The sequence below is a fragment of the Pseudomonas sp. ADAK21 genome, from assembly GCF_012935735.1.
GTDB classification, from domain to species: Bacteria; Pseudomonadota; Gammaproteobacteria; order Pseudomonadales; family Pseudomonadaceae; genus Aquipseudomonas; species Aquipseudomonas proteolytica.
Map to the genome: position 1 here is coordinate 4,030,825 of NZ_CP052857.1, position 15,681 is coordinate 4,046,505.

Genomic DNA, 15,681 nt, shown 5'->3' on the forward strand with positions numbered 1-15,681 from the left:
TAGAGCGAGAATATTTATGAGCTTGAATCCAAGAGACGTCGTGATTGTCGACTTCGGTCGTACTCCGATGGGCCGCTCCAAGGGCGGCATGCACCGCAACACCCGTGCCGAAGACATGTCGGCGCACCTGATCAGCAAACTGCTGGAGCGCAACGTCAAGGTCGACCCGAACGAAGTCGAGGACGTGATCTGGGGCTGCGTCAACCAGACCCTGGAGCAGGGCTGGAACATCGCCCGCATGGCGTCCCTGATGACGCAGATCCCGCATACTGCTGCCGGCCAGACCGTCAGCCGCCTGTGTGGTTCTTCCATGAGCGCACTGCACACTGCCGCCCAGGCGATCATGACCGGCAACGGTGATGTGTTCGTGGTCGGCGGCGTGGAGCACATGGGCCACGTCAGCATGATGCACGGCGTCGATCCAAACCCGCATATGTCGCTGTACGCGGCAAAAGCCTCGGGCATGATGGGCCTGACCGCAGAAATGCTCGGCAAGATGCACGGCATCACCCGTGAAGCCCAGGACGCTTTTGGCCTGCGCTCGCACCAGCTCGCCCACAAGGCAACCCTGGAAGGCAAGTTCAAGGATGAAATCATCCCGATGAACGGCTACGACGAGAACGGTTTCCTGAAACTGTTCGACTACGACGAAACCATTCGTCCGGATACCACCCTGGAAAGCCTGGCGGCCTTGAAGCCGGCATTCAATCCCAAGGGCGGCACCGTGACTGCCGGTACTTCGTCGCAGATCACCGATGGTGCCTCATGCATGATCGTGATGTCGGCCCAGCGCGCCCAGGACCTGGGGATCCAGCCTCTGGCAGTGATCCGTTCCATGGCCGTGGCGGGTGTGGACCCGGCGATCATGGGCTATGGTCCAGTACCGGCCACACAAAAAGCCTTGAAGCGCGCAGGTCTGAGCATCTCCGACATCGACTTCTTCGAGCTCAACGAAGCTTTCGCCGCACAGGCTCTGCCCGTGCTGAAAGATCTGAAAGTACTCGACAAGATGAACGAGAAGGTTAACCTGCACGGCGGTGCGATTGCCTTGGGCCACCCATTCGGTTGCTCCGGTGCACGTATTTCCGGCACTTTGCTTAACGTGATGAAGCAAAATGGCGGCAACCTTGGGGTTGCAACCATGTGCATTGGTCTCGGCCAAGGCATTTCTACCGTCTTCGAACGCGTCTAAGCGTTGAGTTGACGGAAGCCGGGGCCCAGTGCCCCGGTTTTTGTTTTTTGGAATTTTTAATTTTTTTTAATAAATTTTGTAAGAGGGCCAGAGCATGAAAGTCGAACCAGGGCTCTACCAGCATTATAAAGGTCCCAAGTACCGCGTTTTTAATGTGGCGCGGCACTCCGAGACCGAAGAAGAAGTGGTGTTCTACCAAGCACTGTATGGCGATTACGGCTTTTGGGTGCGCCCCTTGAGCATGTTCCTGGAGACTGTCGAAGTTGACGGCAAGCAGGTCCCGCGCTTTGCTTTGGTGCAGGTCGAACCCAGTCTTTTTTCAGGGCAATAACGGCTGGTAGCGCACAATGCTGCGCTTGACCTCACTGTGTTGCCACTATATATAGCGTTGCCGCGTCAGGCGCCAACCGCCTTTCTCTTCTCGAATTCAGGAATTTTCCGATCCATGGGCAAATCGCTGGTCATTGTGGAATCCCCGGCTAAGGCCAAGACCATCAACAAGTACTTGGGTAACGAGTACGTGGTGAAGTCGAGTATCGGCCATATCCGAGACCTGCCCACCAGCGGTTCGGCTAGCGCCAGCAAGGAGCCTGCTGCCAAGCGCGGCAAGGCGGCTGCGGGCGAAGGTCCGGTGCTCTCGCCCAAAGAAAAAGCGCGCAAGCAGCTGGTTTCGCGCATGGGGGTGGACCCTGATCATGGCTGGAAGGCCAAGTACGAAATCCTTCCGGGCAAGGAAAAGGTGATCGAGGAGCTGCGCCGGCTCGCCAAGGATGCTGACACCATCTATCTCGCGACGGACTTGGACCGCGAAGGGGAAGCCATTGCCTGGCACCTGCGCGAAGCCATCGGTGGGGATGACAGCCGCTATAAACGCGTGGTGTTCAACGAAATTACCAAGAAGGCGATCCAGGAAGCCTTCTCCAAGCCGGGCGAGCTGGATATTGACCGCGTCAATGCCCAGCAGGCTCGACGCTTCCTTGACCGCGTCGTCGGCTACATGGTCTCGCCATTGCTGTGGGCCAAGATTGCCCGTGGCCTGTCCGCTGGCCGTGTGCAGTCGGTAGCGGTGAAGCTGGTGGTGGAGCGTGAGCGCGAGATCCGCGCGTTCATCCCTGAAGAATACTGGGAAGTCCACGCCGACCTCGGCACCGCCAAGGGCGCGACCGTACGCTTTGACGTGGCCCGTGAGAAAGGCGAGGCTTTCAAGCCGCTCAACGAAGCCCAGGCCATGGCCGCGCTGGAGAAGCTCAAGGCTTCCAGCTACAGCATCGTCAAGCGCGAAGACAAGCCCACCAGCAGCAAGCCGTCGGCGCCGTTCATCACCTCCACCCTGCAACAGGCCGCGAGCAACCGCCTGGGCTTTGGGGTGAAGAAGACGATGATGATGGCCCAGCGTTTGTACGAAGCGGGCTACATCACGTATATGCGTACCGACTCCACCAACCTGTCGCAAGACGCGGTGGCGATGGCGCGCACTTATATTGAAAGCGAATTCGGCAAGAAGTACCTGCCGGAGAACCCGAACGTCTACAGCAGCAAGGAAGGCGCACAAGAGGCTCACGAAGCGATTCGTCCGTCTGACGCCAATACCGAGCCAAGCAAGCTCACAGGCATGGAGCGCGACGCTGAGCGCCTCTACGAGCTGATCTGGCGCCAGTTCCTGGCCTGCCAGATGCTGCCGGCGCAATACTTGTCCACCACCGTCACCGTGGGTGCCGGGGACTTCGAGCTGCGTGCCAAGGGCCGTATCCTCAAGTTCGACGGTTACACCCGTGTGATGCCGCAAATCGCCAAGCCCGGCGATGACGACGTGCTGCCAGACATGGCCCAGGGCGATGTGATGAAGCTGGTCAAGCTTGATCCGTCCCAGCACTTCACCAAGCCGCCTGCGCGTTATTCGGAAGCGAGCCTGGTCAAAGAGATGGAAAAGCGTGGTATTGGTCGTCCTTCGACCTACGCGGCGATCATTTCCACCATCCAGGACCGCGGCTACGTGGCGCTGCATAACCGTCGTTTCTATTCGGAAAAGATGGGCGATATCGTCACCGAGCGTCTGTCCGAGAGTTTCTCTAACCTGATGGACTACGGCTTTACCGCCGGCATGGAAGAGAATCTCGATGACGTGGCCCAGGGCGAGCGTGACTGGAAAAACGTACTCGACGAGTTCTATGGCGACTTCAAGAAAAAACTCGAAGTAGCCGAAAGCCCGGAAAACGGTATGCGCGCCAACCAGCCGGTGATGACGGATATTCCGTGCACCACCTGCGGGCGGCCGATGCAGATCCGCACCGCGTCTACCGGTGTGTTCCTGGGTTGCTCGGGCTACAGCCTGCCGCCCAAAGAGCGCTGCAAGGCCACCGTCAACCTGGTACCGGGTGATGAAATTGCGGCCGACGACGAGGGTGAATCCGAGTCGCTGGTGTTGCGTGGCAAGCACCGTTGCCCGATCTGCAGCACGGCGATGGATGCCTATCTGCTTGACGAAAAGCACAAGCTGCACATCTGCGGTAACAACCCGGATTGCAACGGCTACGAAATCGAAGAAGGCACCTACCGCATCAAGGGCTATGAAGGCCCGAGCCTGGAGTGCGACAAGTGCGGCAGTGAGATGCAACTCAAGACCGGCCGCTTCGGCAAGTTCTTCGGTTGCACCAACCCGACCTGCAAGAACACCCGCAAACTGCTGAAAAGCGGTGACGCGGCGCCGCCGAAGATGGACCCGGTGAAGATGCCTGAGCTCAAGTGCGAGAAGGTCAACGACACCTACATCCTGCGTGACGGCGCTTCGGGCCTGTTCCTGGCCGCCAGCCAGTTCCCGAAAAACCGCGAGACCCGTGCGCCACTGGTGATGGAGATCGTGCCGCACAAGGATGAGATCGATCCGAAGTACCACTTCCTGTGTGAAGCGCCGAAGAAGGATCCCGACGGTCGTCCGGCCGTGATCCGCTACAGCCGCAAGACCAAGGAGCAGTACGTGCAGACCGAAGTGGACGGCAAGCCTACGGGCTGGAAGGCGTTCTACGACGGCGGCAAGTGGAAGGTCGAGGACAAGCGCCAGGGCGCTTGATCTGTAGGAGCGAGCTTGCTCGCGAAGGTCGTTAACGATAACGCGATAAACCTGGTGCACTGCGGTGCTCTCGGGTTTTTCGCGAGCAAGCTCGCTCCTACAGGCCGTATCATACTTATGTCGTTGTGGAGACTGCCGTCATGGCTAACGAACTCTATACCCGTACCAACCAGAAAATTTACTTCGCGGGTTTGTCCCTTGAAGCCCTTGGCCGTGCCGAGGAAGGGAAGGAGATGAACGCTATCGCGCTGGTGCAGGCGGGGCGGGAGTCGGCGTTGTTCCATCTGTATGGCGCCTTGCTGGGGCTGTGTCATGAAATTGCCGGCTTCTATCGCTTGCCCCAGGCGCATGCGCCACGGGCCGAGGATATCCTGACCCGCGAGGTGCTGGAGTCCTTGGCCATCCCTGAGTTGGCCGAGTTGGTGGAAATGGCCCGCAGCCCTGACAGCTGGCTGGCGCGCTTGCTGGCTGCCCATTCGGCGATGTTCCAGCCGCCGCGTGTGCCGCACAAGCCCAAGGGCGATGTGACCCAGCCGTTGATTGTTGCGGTGAGTCTGGAAGACGAAGGTCCCGAGCCGCTGAGCCGGGCCGAGTTGGAGAGCTGGCGTCAGGAGCTGAAGAAGCTGGCTATCCGCTTTCGGGATGGCTTGAACGAGTGCTGAGTGGCAGGGCAATGTAGGAGCCGGCTTGCCGGCGATAACAATTGATCAAGCAATGCAAAGTTGGCCGGCAGACCGCTATCGCTGGCAAGCCAGCTCCTACAGACCATTCATCAAGCCGCAAAGAAAGCTGTTCAGATCCTGAGCGAGGCCGCGTTGATGACTGATATAATGCCGGCCTTTCGTGGAGAACAGATTTTTATGCCAACGTCCTTTCTGGAAATTGTTGAATTGCCCGACGGCCGAATTGAGCTGCGTAGGGCCGAGGACGAGGGTTCTCTGGTGACTTTGGACTTTTCCGAGGACGCCAAGGCATTCCTGCAAGGCCAGCACGTGGAAGTGGCAAAAGCCATGTTGAGCGTGGGCGTGCAGATGGCGGGGCGCTTGGCTGAAGGCGAACCAGAGAAAGACGACGGTCCGCGAATTCTTCACTGAGTCCGTTTGTCGATTTCAAGATTCAAACTAACAATCGGCTTCTCAGTTCTGTAGAAGCCTTGCGTCCATCGCAGGCACTGACTTGACGTCAGGCTGCAATCGGACGACCTGTAGCATTCCCGATAACGCGTTGCGCGTCAGGCTCGGGCTTATCCCAAACGAATATTCAAGCTTTGTGCATCGCCTGTGCGCGCTGCGCTGATCAACTGCTGCTTGGCCGAAGCGCCCAGCGGATTCAGCCAACTGACGACCGTATGGCTACGCCCCAGGCGCAACGCTTCGCAGGTCAGTTGCTGGGCACTCTGGGTGCCGCGTGGTTGCAGCAGCAGGATACGCTCGCGGTTCAGGCCCGCATCCCGCAACCAGGCCTGGGTCAGGCTGGAGGGCGGGGCGATCAGGGTCAGCCAGCGGGCGTTCTGTTCCTCGCTCAGTTCACGCAGAATCGGAGCCAGCAAGCTCAGGCAATTCCCGGCAGCGCCGCGCAACGACAATTCACTGAATACCTCTGGTTCGGCGGGGGCGGTCCATGGGGACTCCACCACCTCGTTGAGGATCGGTGCAAGTGGCTGGGCCAAGAAGGCCTCAAACAGCGGCAGTTGTGTATGTTGTTGCGCGTGTGGGAACTGCATGATGCCTCCGTTAGCGGCGAATAACGCCGACACTCAAGCCTTCGATCACCAGGTCCTGATCCTTCAGGTTGACTTCAATCGGTGAAAACTCAGGGTTTTCCGCCAGCAGCCAGACTTTGCTGCCCTCGCGTTTGAAGCGCTTGACCGTCACTTCGTCGCCAATACGCGCCACGACGATCTGACCGTTGCGTGCTTCACGGGTGGTATGGACGGCCAGCAGGTCGCCGTCGAAGATCCCCACGTCCTTCATGCTCATGCCATGGACCCGCAGCAGGTAGTCGGCGCGAGGATGGAAGAAAGTCGGGTTGATATTGCAGGACTCTTCGACGTGCTGCTGTGCAAGAATCGGCGCACCGGCAGCGACCCGGCCGATGATCGGCAGCGTCGATTCGTCAGCCTTGGCTTCGAAGCCAGGGATACGAATGCCACGGGATGCACCTGGGGTCATTTCGATCGCACCCTTGCGGGCAAGGGCCTTCAGGTGTTCTTCAGCAGCGTTGGGGGATTTGAACCCCAGCTCCAGGGCGATTTCCGCCCGGGTCGGCGGATAGCCGTTGTCGTCGAGGCAGCGCTTGATAAAAGCGAGAATCTCAGCTTGGCGTGGCGTCAGTTTTAGCATGTTGATCGCTCTGTCTTTTTATACAGTGACTGGGATTATATACAGTGAACTGCGCTTGGCAATCATCGTTTTTGCCGACTCCGCCGGACGGTCATCCGTCGGTCCTTGCCAAGCCTGGAGATAGCGCTGCCTACAGGCTGTTGAAGATGTGATTAAATAGGTGCGAATCGGGTGACTGCCCGGCCGGAAAACGGACCTGCAGGCTTGACATTGCACAAGGTGAAACGTATGTTTCAAACAAGTGTTTGTCAGGCGGAGTAGCCATGGCCCAGTCGGAAACCGTTGAACGCATTCTCGATGCTGCCGAGCAGTTGTTCGCGGAAAAAGGATTTGCTGAAACTTCATTGCGGCTGATCACCAGCAAGGCTGGGGTCAACCTGGCGGCAGTGAACTATCATTTCGGCTCGAAGAAAGCCCTGATCCAGGCAGTATTCTCACGTTTCCTGGGACCGTTCTGCGTCAGTCTCGACCGTGAGCTGGAGCGGCGCCAGACCAAGCCCGACAACAAGCCGAGCCTGGAAGAGCTGCTGGAAATTCTCGTCGAGCAGGCGCTGGTGGTACAGCCACGCAGTGGCAACGACCTGTCGATCTTCATGCGTCTGCTGGGCCTGGCTTTCAGTCAGAGCCAAGGCCACTTGCGGCGTTATCTCGAAGACATGTATGGCAAGGTATTCCGTCGCTACATGTTGTTGGTGAATGAGGCGGCGCCGCGCATTCCTCCTATCGAATTGTTCTGGCGCGTGCACTTCATGCTCGGCGCCGCGGCGTTCAGCATGTCCGGGATCAAGGCCTTGCGCGCCATCGCCGAGACGGATTTCGGGGTCAACACCTCCATCGAACAGGTCATGCGCTTGATGGTGCCATTCCTGGCCGCCGGCATGCGCGCCGAAAGCGGTGTCACCGACCCGGCCATGGCGGCCGCCCAGTTGCGCCCGCGCAGCAAGTCCGCCCCGGTGGCTGCCAAGGTTTAACCACTGGCGTCTGGGCGCCACCGCTTGCATCCGCTAAGCTAGCCGCCCATGCCGATTTCAAATATTTACCCGCACTCCACCGCCTTGCCAGGCTTGACCTGGCGACGCGGTGGAGTGCGCGCGTCATTCAAGGAAAATTTATGACTGCTGCCCTGCAAGGCTCTTTGATGGTGGACGTCGCCGGCACCTGGCTGACGGCTGAGGATCGCCACTTGTTGCGCCAGCCTGAAGTGGGCGGCCTGATCATTTTTGCGCGCAACATCGAACATCCGCGCCAGGTGCGGGAATTGAGCGCTGCCATTCGCGCGGTGCGCCCGGACCTGTTGCTGGCTGTCGACCAGGAAGGCGGCCGTGTCCAGCGCCTGCGCCAGGGGTTTGTCCGCCTGCCGGCCATGCGTGCCCTGGCAGATAATCCCAATGCCGAATACTTGGCCGAGCAGTGTGGCTGGGTCATGGCCACAGAAGTGTTGGCCGTTGGCCTGGACCTGAGCTTCGCCCCGGTGCTGGACCTCGATTACCAGCGCAGCGCCGTCGTAGGTACACGTGCGTTCGAAGGTGATCCCGAGCGTGCCGCGTTGTTGGCCGGCGCCTTTATCCGAGGCATGAACAGCGCCGGTATGGCCGCCACCGGCAAGCACTTTCCGGGTCATGGTTGGGCCGAGGCTGATTCCCACGTCGCCATTCCCGTGGATGAACGCAGCCTGGAGCAGCTTCGCAGCCATGACCTGGTGCCGTTCGCGCGCTTGAGCAAGCAATTGGCCGCCGTCATGCCGGCCCATGTCATTTACCCCCAGGTGGATAACCAGCCGGCCGGCTTTTCGCGCCGTTGGTTGCAAGACATCCTGCGCGGTGAGTTGCAGTTCGATGGGGTGATTTTCAGTGATGACCTGTCCATGGCCGGTGCCCATGTGGTGGGGGATGCGGCGAGCCGTATCGAGGCGGCCTTGAGCGCGGGTTGCGATATGGGGCTGGTGTGCAATGACCGTGCGGCCGCCGAGTTGGCCCTGAGTGCCGCCCAGCGCATGAAGGTCACGCCGTCGGCGCGGATTGCCCGGATGCGTGGGCAGGCGATTGCCTCGACTGACTATAAGCAAGACCCGCGTTGGTTGGCGGCGCTCGGTGCGCTTCGGGATGCTCAGTTGATCGAATGAGATTGAGGTGCGCCTATCGCAGGCAAGCCAGCTCCCACACTTGAATGTATTCACAGATCAAAATGTGTGGCTTGCCTGCGATAGCGACCTGGCAGTCAACGCTTCTCTTGCTTATTGGGCAACGGCGCAAATAGCGCCTCGATATCTTCGTTGCCCAACTTCCAGTCGCCAGTGGTGCGACCATCCAGCACGCCCGCCGCCAGGTCTGACTTCTCTTGCTGCAACGCCTGGATCTTCTCTTCCACAGTGCCGCGCGCAATCATCTTGTACACAAACACCGGCTTCTCCTGGCCGATGCGATACGCACGGTCGGTGGCCTGGTTTTCCGTGGCCGGGTTCCACCACGGGTCGTAGTGGATCACGGTGTCGGCTTCGGTCAGGTTAAGCCCGACGCCACCGGCCTTGAGGCTGATGAGGAAGATCTGCAACTTGCCGCTCTGGAAATCCTTCACCGGCGTGCGCCGATCGCGGGTCTGGCCGGTCAGCAAGGCATAGGCGACACCGCGTTTTTTCAGCTCGATCTCAATCAGGCTGAGCATTGAGGTGAACTGGGAAAACAGCAGGATCCTGCGCCCTTCGGCAAATAGCTCGTCGAGCATCTCCATCAGGCTGTCGAGCTTGCCGGAGCTGCTGCCGCGCGCTGGCAGGGTTGCATCGTTGACCAGGCGCAGGTCGCAACAGACCTGGCGCAGCTTGAGCAGTGCTTCAAGGATGATGATCTGGCTGCGGGCCACGCCCTTGCGGGTGATTTCGTCGCGCACCTTCTTGTCCATGGCCAGGCGCATGGTTTCGTACACGTCGCGCTGCGCTTCATTGAGATCGACCCAATGGATGATCTCGGTCTTGGGCGGCAACTCAGTGGCCACCTGTTCCTTGGTGCGGCGCAGCAAGAACGGTTTGATCCGACCGTTGAGGTGCTGCAATCGCACGTCGCTGCCGCGTTTTTCGATGGGCACGCGGTAATCACGGTTGAAGCTCTTAACATCCCCCAGCCAACCCGGCAGCAGGAAGTGGAACAGCGACCACAGCTCGCCCAGGTGATTTTCCAGCGGTGTGCCGCTCAGGCACAGGCGCTGCCGGGCATTCAGCTCGCGGGCGGCCTGGGCGGCCTTGCTGGTGGGGTTCTTGATGTATTGGGCTTCATCGAGGATCAGCACATGCAGCGGCTGCGCGGCCAGTTGCTCGATGTCCTTGGGCAGCAGGGCATAGGTGGTCAGCAGCAGGTCATAATCCTGCAGTTGTGCGAAGTGCTTCTTGCGTGCGGCTCCATACAGCGCCAGCACCTTGAGTTGCGGGGTGAAGTGCGCCGCTTCGTCGAGCCAGTTGGGGATCAGGCTGGTGGGCATCACGACCATGCACGGCCGGTCCAGGCGCCCGGCGATTTTTTCGCTGAGAATATGCGCCAGGGTCTGCAGGGTTTTGCCCAGGCCCATGTCGTCCGCAAGAATCCCGCCCACTTCCAGTTGGCGCAGGGACTGCATCCAGCTCAGGCCTTCGAGCTGGTAGGGGCGCAAGGTCGCATTCAGGCCCTCGGGTGCTGTGCAGGTGAAGTCCTTGATATCGCGCAGGCGCTGGGCAAAGTTGCGGATCTGTTCGCCGCCTTCCCATTGCAGGGGCAGGTCTTCCAGCGGGTTGAGGCGAATGGCGTCAGCCTTGGCCAGGCGTAAGGCGGTGCTGCCGGGCTCTTGCAGGTAGAACTCGCCGAGGGTGGCCAGCACCGGTTTGAGCCGGCCATAGGGCAGCGCCACTTGCAGCGGGCCGTGGCCGCCATTGGGCAGGCCGGGGATGTTCACCAGGATCAGTTCGTCGTCGCGGCGGCGCGCGAGTTTTTCCGGGTTGAGGATTTCGGTGTGGGAGCGCATCAGGTTCAACAGGATCGGCAACAGGCTCAGGCGTTCGCCGTTGACGATGATCCCCAGCTCCAGGTCGAACCAGTCGCGCTCCGGTACTTCATCGACGCTGGCGTACCAGTCATCGACGGGGCTCAGGTCGAAGCCGAAATCTTCATCGATCTGCAGCTCCCAGCCCTCCGCACGCAGGCTCGGCGAGGCGTTGAGGGTGAAGTTCAGCCAGGCACTGTCGTTGACCATCTCAAACAGCTCGCCGGCGCTTTCCGGCAAGGCCTTGCTCTGGCGCGTGGCGATCTTGAAACCCAGCAAGCGCAGGTGTTCGCGAAAACCTTGCTCGACCTCGGGGTGGCGCTTGATCCGCAGGCTCTGGGTTTCCTGGCGCACAATGATATCGGCGTTTTTCTGGCCGCTGACGTAGTTGCCCTGATAATTGAACGACAGCGCCGCCCGGTGCTGGATGTAGCGCTGCATCTTGCCGTTGCGCGGCTCAAAGGCACTGAACTCAATGCTGGCCAGCCACAGCCGGGGAATGGGCTGCACATCCTCGAGCACCACTTGAGGCAGCACCACGCGGTTGTCGAGCACGGCCTGGAGCTTTTCCAGCAGCTCGGCATCCTTGGCCGCTGCCGGATAGGCCAGGGTTTCCTGGACCTGCAGCAGCACTGCGGCAATGTGTTTGCAGTTGGTATGCACGGGGCAGGTGCAGCGGCTGTCCACCAGGATCAAGGTGCCCTTGGCCGACTCGCGCAGGGCGATGGTCTGGCGGTAGACATTTCCGCCTGAGCCTTCGCAACTGGCGATGATGGTGCTGTCGCCCGACTCGACGATGCGCACGCGGTTTTCCAGGGCGTAGCGCCGGCCGCGCTCCAGGCTTTGCTCCTTGAAGCGGTTAGCCCAGGAAGGCGCCAGGGGTTTGGTCAGCGACGACGGCAGGGGCATGGCGCTGGATCAGTCCGCCAGGCCGGGCGGTGGTGCGCTCGGTGGCTTGGCCGTGAGGGAGGTGATCTTGATCAGCAGGGCCAGGTGGCCGCCGTCCAGGTAGTTGAGCTGGTTGTTCTTGGTGCGCACGTCCGGCTGGCTCAGGTGCTCACTGGCAATCACGCTGCCGTGGTTGTCGAACTGGTTGAGCCAGAAGCTCGCATCAATCCGGGTAAAGCGCCCCAACTGCAGGTCCAGGGTGCCCTGGATGGGGAACTGGCCGAACTGTTCCTGGCCGTCGGTGATTTTCACCTTCACGGGCTGTTCGCCCAGGTTCTGCTCCCAGGCCTTGTGCAGCAGCACGGTGTAATCGCCATTGGCCTGGAGTTTTTCGACGATGTTGGTCAGGCGCGGCGGGCTGATTTTCTCGATCCCCTGGCGTGGAGCGCCGGCATCCCAGTTTTCCGGGGCCGGCCGGCTGTTGATGACCGGTTCCGCATTCTGGCGGATCAGGATCATTTCCACCTGGTAGAGGCTGTCGGCAAACGCCGAAGGTGCGACTACCACCAACAACAGGCTCAGGATACGAAGCAGGCGCATGGGGCGTCCTTCAAGCAGATTTGGGGATGAGGCGCTCAAACAGCGCCTCCAATGTATTAAAGCGCTCTTCCGCACGTTCCATCGGTACCATGAACTTGAATAACGTGGCGCCTTCGAATTTGTAGCGGTTGGGCTGGCCCTGGATCAACTTGATCAACACCAACGGGTCCACCGGCGTCTGCGCTTCGAATTCGATACGCCCACCCTGAGGACCCGCATCGACCTTCTTGATCCCCAGTTGCTCGGCCTGCAATTTGAGCAGGGTCAGGCGCACCAGGTTCTTGGTCGGTTCCGGCAGCAGGCCGAAGCGGTCGATCATCTCCACTTGCAGGTCCTTGAGGCCTTCTTCGTCGGTGGCCGAGGCGATGCGCTTGTACAGGATCAGCCGCGCATGCACATCCGGCAGGTAGTCCTCGGGAATCAACGCCGGCAGGCGCAGGTTGATTTCCGGGCCGCCGCCCAGTGGCTGGTCGAGGTTCGGTTGTTCGCCTTTGCGGATGGCCTTCACCGCGCGCTCGAGCATCTCCATATAGAGGGTGAAGCCCACCGCCTGGATCTGCCCGCTCTGGCCGTCGCCCAGCAGTTCGCCGGCACCACGGATTTCCAGGTCGTTGGTGGCCAGCACAAAGCCCGCGCCCAGGTCCTGGGTGTTGGCGATGGCCTCCAGGCGCTTTTCCGCATCGCCAGTGATTTGCTGGCGCGGTGGCGTCAGCAGGTAGGCATAGGCCTGGTGGTGACTGCGGCCGACCCGACCACGCAACTGGTGCAGTTGTGCCAGGCCGAATTTATCCGCACGCTCGATAATGATGGTATTGGCGCTTGGCACGTCGATACCGGTCTCGATAATGGTCGAGGCGATCAGCACGTTGAAGCGCTTGTGGTAGAAGTCGCTCATCACCTGTTCGAGTTCGCGCTCGCGCATCTGCCCGTGGCCGATGCCGATCCGCGCTTCCGGCACCAGTTCGGCGAGGTCGGCGGCGCATTTCTCGATGGTTTTTACGTCGTTGTGCAGGTAATAGACCTGGCCGCCGCGCAGCAATTCGCGCAGCAGGGCTTCCTTGATCGTGCTGTTGTTCTGCTCCATGACGAACGTGCGCACCGACAAGCGCCGCGCTGGCGGCGTGGCGATGATCGACAGGTCGCGCATGCCCGACACCGCCATGTTCAGCGTGCGCGGGATCGGTGTGGCAGTCAGGGTGAGGATATCGACCTCGCTGCGCAGGGCCTTGAGTTGCTCCTTCTGGCGCACGCCAAAGCGGTGCTCCTCGTCGATGATCACCAGGCCCAGGTTCTTGATCTTCACGTCGTCCGACAGCAGTTTGTGGGTGCCGATGACGATATCGATCTTGCCTTCGGCCAGATCGGCGACAGCGGCATTCACTTCCTTGGCCGACTTGAAGCGGCTCATTACTTCCACAGTCACCGGCCAATCGGCAAAGCGGTCGCGGAAGCTGTTGTAGTGCTGCTGGGCGAGCAGGGTGGTGGGCACCAGGATCGCCACCTGGCGGCCACCATGCACTGCGATAAACGCGGCACGCATCGCCACTTCAGTCTTGCCGAAGCCCACATCGCCGCAGACCAGGCGGTCCATGGGCTTGGGCGCGAGCATGTCGGCGCGCACGGCGTCGATGGTGGTTTGCTGGTCCGGGGTTTCTTCGAAGGCGAAGCCGGCGCTGAAGGTGGCGTAGTCGGCCTTCGGGTCGGCGAACGCATAACCTTCGCGGGCCGCGCGGCGGGCATAGATGTCCAGCAGTTCGGCGGCCACGTCGCGCACCTGTTCGGCGGCCTTGCGCTTGGCTTTCTGCCAGGTCTCGGAGCCCAGGCGGTGCAACGGCGCGAGGGCGTCGTCACTGCCGGTGTAGCGCGCGATCAGGTGCAGGTTGGCCACCGGGACGTAGAGCTTGGCGCCCTCGGCGTATTCCATGGTGAGGAATTCGGCGGCCTGGTTGTCGATCTCCAGGGTCTGCAGGCCCAGGTAGCGCCCCACGCCGTGGTCGATATGCACCACCGGTGCGCCTTCGCGCAGTTCGGTGAGGTTCTTGATGACCGCATCGTTGTTGGCGTCGGCGCGTTTTTCCCGGCGCCGGCGCTGCATCACGCGTTGGCCGAACAGCGGGCTCTCGGCAATCAGCGCCAGGGCCGGATCATCCAGTTGCAAGCCTTCGTTGAGCGGGGCAATGGTGATCGCCAGGCGGTCCTTGCCGGCCACGAAGTCCGGCCAGCTGTCGACGGTTTTTGGCCGCAGCTTCAGGCGTTCCAGCAACTCCAGCAGCACTTCGCGGCGCCCGGCGGATTCGGCGGTAAACAGCACGCGGCCCGGGAAATCGCCAAGGAAGTCGGACAATGCTTGCAGCGGCTGGGTGGCCTTGGCTTCGATGGCCAGGTTCGGCAGGGTTTGGGCCGGGAAGCGTTCGCGACCGACACCGGCTTCTACATCCTGCTGGCTGGCGACCACGCGCGGCCAGTTCTTCAGGCGGGCAAAGCAGTCTTCCACCGGCAGGAACAGCTCGGCAGGCGGCAATAAAGGCCGGGAGGGATCGACGCGGCGCTCTTCGTAACGGTTGCGTACGTCGTTCCAGAAATTTTCCGCCGCCTGTTCGATGCCGGGCAGCGAGAACACCTGGGTGTCCTGGGGCAGGTAATCGAACAGGGTCGAGGTTTCATCGAAGAACAGCGGCAGGTAGTACTCGATACCGGCGGGAGTAATCCCGCTGCTCAGGTCCTGGAAGATCGGGCAGCGGCGGAAGTCCACGTCGAAGCGTTCGCGAAAGCGCGCCTTGAAGCGTGTGACCGCGTCTTTTTGCAGGGGGAATTCCCGGGCCGGCAGCAGCTTGATCGATTGCACCTTGTCGATGGACCGCTGGTTTTCCGGGTCGAAGGTGCGCAGGGTCTCGATTTCGTCGTCGAACAGGTCGATGCGGTAGGGCAGTTTGCTGCCCATCGGGAACAGGTCGATCAGCGCGCCGCGCACGGCGAACTCACCATGCTCGTACACCGTATCGACGCAGCGATAGCCGCTGGCTTCAAGACGGGTGCGCATCTGCTCTACATCGAGCTTCTGGCCGATATCCAACACCAGGCTGCTGCCCAGCAGAAACTTGGTCGGCGCCAGGCGGTGCAGGGCCGTGGTGATCGGCACCACCAGCACACCGTGGGCCAGTTCCGGCAAGCGGTACAGGCTGGCGATGCGTTGGGAAATGATGTCCTGGTGCGGGGAGAACAAGTCGTAGGGCAGGGTCTCCCAGTCCGGGAAATGCAGCACCGGCAAATCGGGGGCGAAGAAGCTCAGCTCCTGCTCCAGCCGTTCGGCACTTTGGCTGTCGGCGGTCAGCAGCAGGGTAAAGCGTTTGGCTGCACTGGCAGCCTCGGCAATGGCCAGGCTCAGGGCGGCACCGGGCAAATTGCCCCAATGCTGTTTACCTGCCTCGGCAGGGAGTAGCGGTAGACGCAGGACGGGCACGGAAGGTTGAGCTCCAGCGTTGCGACAAAGTCGGTAATTGTAACGGCCTGGAGTGCCGCCTGTCAGTTGCTGACTGTGCCTATTACGGTTTGTAGGAAATGTAGTGGCTAAGACAAACAATGTGCCGTTT

At 60.8% G+C, this 15,681-nt stretch carries 12 protein-coding genes; 7 read left to right on the top strand and 5 right to left on the bottom strand.

Annotated elements, in window-relative coordinates:
• The first annotated feature begins 16 nt into the window (after positions 1-16).
• The 5 genes from fadA to HKK57_RS18300 all read left to right on the top strand — a co-directional run bounded on the left by fadA (position 17) and on the right by HKK57_RS18300 (position 5,353).
• Complete coding sequence (fadA, locus tag HKK57_RS18280) at positions 17-1,192, top strand: acetyl-CoA C-acyltransferase FadA (RefSeq protein ID WP_029300086.1); 1,176 nt, start codon at positions 17-19, stop codon at positions 1,190-1,192.
• A gap of 94 nt (positions 1,193-1,286) precedes the next feature.
• Positions 1,287-1,523, top strand: coding sequence for a DUF1653 domain-containing protein (locus tag HKK57_RS18285; RefSeq protein ID WP_029300088.1), 237 nt, complete (start codon positions 1,287-1,289; stop codon positions 1,521-1,523).
• Between the two features lie 114 nt (positions 1,524-1,637).
• Positions 1,638-4,259 carry a type I DNA topoisomerase gene (gene topA, locus HKK57_RS18290; RefSeq protein WP_092231741.1) on the top strand — a complete coding sequence of 874 codons (2,622 nt, stop codon included), beginning with the start codon at positions 1,638-1,640 and terminating at the stop codon, positions 4,257-4,259.
• Positions 4,260-4,399: 140 nt separating this feature from the next.
• Positions 4,400-4,921, top strand: a complete 522-nt coding sequence (locus HKK57_RS18295) for a DUF6586 family protein (protein ID WP_029300090.1) — start codon at positions 4,400-4,402, stop codon at positions 4,919-4,921.
• Between the two features lie 198 nt (positions 4,922-5,119).
• Entirely contained in the window at positions 5,120-5,353 is a 234-nt protein-coding gene (locus HKK57_RS18300; protein WP_029300092.1) for a hypothetical protein, read from the top strand.
• A gap of 149 nt (positions 5,354-5,502) precedes the next feature.
• Here the strand turns inward: HKK57_RS18300 and sulA are convergent, their stop codons facing one another.
• Positions 5,503-5,982 (bottom strand): SOS-induced cell division inhibitor SulA, encoded by a 480-nt coding sequence (sulA, locus tag HKK57_RS18305; protein ID WP_070994692.1) that lies wholly within the window; start codon positions 5,980-5,982, stop codon positions 5,503-5,505.
• A gap of 10 nt (positions 5,983-5,992) precedes the next feature.
• Positions 5,993-6,601, bottom strand: a complete 609-nt coding sequence (gene lexA / locus HKK57_RS18310) for a transcriptional repressor LexA (protein WP_029300096.1) — start codon at positions 6,599-6,601, stop codon at positions 5,993-5,995.
• Between the two features lie 263 nt (positions 6,602-6,864).
• On the opposite strand from lexA, the gene HKK57_RS18315 reads away from it, so the two are divergent.
• Positions 6,865-7,572, top strand: coding sequence for a TetR/AcrR family transcriptional regulator (locus HKK57_RS18315; protein WP_029300097.1), 708 nt, complete (start codon positions 6,865-6,867; stop codon positions 7,570-7,572).
• A gap of 152 nt (positions 7,573-7,724) precedes the next feature.
• On the top strand, positions 7,725-8,723 hold the full coding sequence (nagZ, locus tag HKK57_RS18320) for a beta-N-acetylhexosaminidase (RefSeq protein ID WP_169851773.1): 999 nt from the start codon (positions 7,725-7,727) through the stop codon (positions 8,721-8,723).
• 95 nt (positions 8,724-8,818) lie between these two features.
• Here the strand turns inward: nagZ and HKK57_RS18325 are convergent, their stop codons facing one another.
• The 3 genes from HKK57_RS18325 to mfd are packed head-to-tail and all read right to left on the bottom strand — an operon-like array spanning position 8,819 to position 15,551.
• Positions 8,819-11,512 (bottom strand): DEAD/DEAH box helicase, encoded by a 2,694-nt coding sequence (locus HKK57_RS18325; RefSeq protein ID WP_070994691.1) that lies wholly within the window; start codon positions 11,510-11,512, stop codon positions 8,819-8,821.
• A gap of 9 nt (positions 11,513-11,521) precedes the next feature.
• The gene (locus tag HKK57_RS18330) at positions 11,522-12,091 is read right to left on the bottom strand and encodes a CsiV family protein (RefSeq protein WP_029300100.1); all 570 of its coding nucleotides are present in this window, start codon (positions 12,089-12,091) and stop codon (positions 11,522-11,524) included.
• Between the two features lie 10 nt (positions 12,092-12,101).
• Positions 12,102-15,551, bottom strand: coding sequence for a transcription-repair coupling factor (gene mfd, locus HKK57_RS18335; protein ID WP_029300101.1), 3,450 nt, complete (start codon positions 15,549-15,551; stop codon positions 12,102-12,104).
• Between the last annotated feature and the right edge of the window lie 130 nt (positions 15,552-15,681).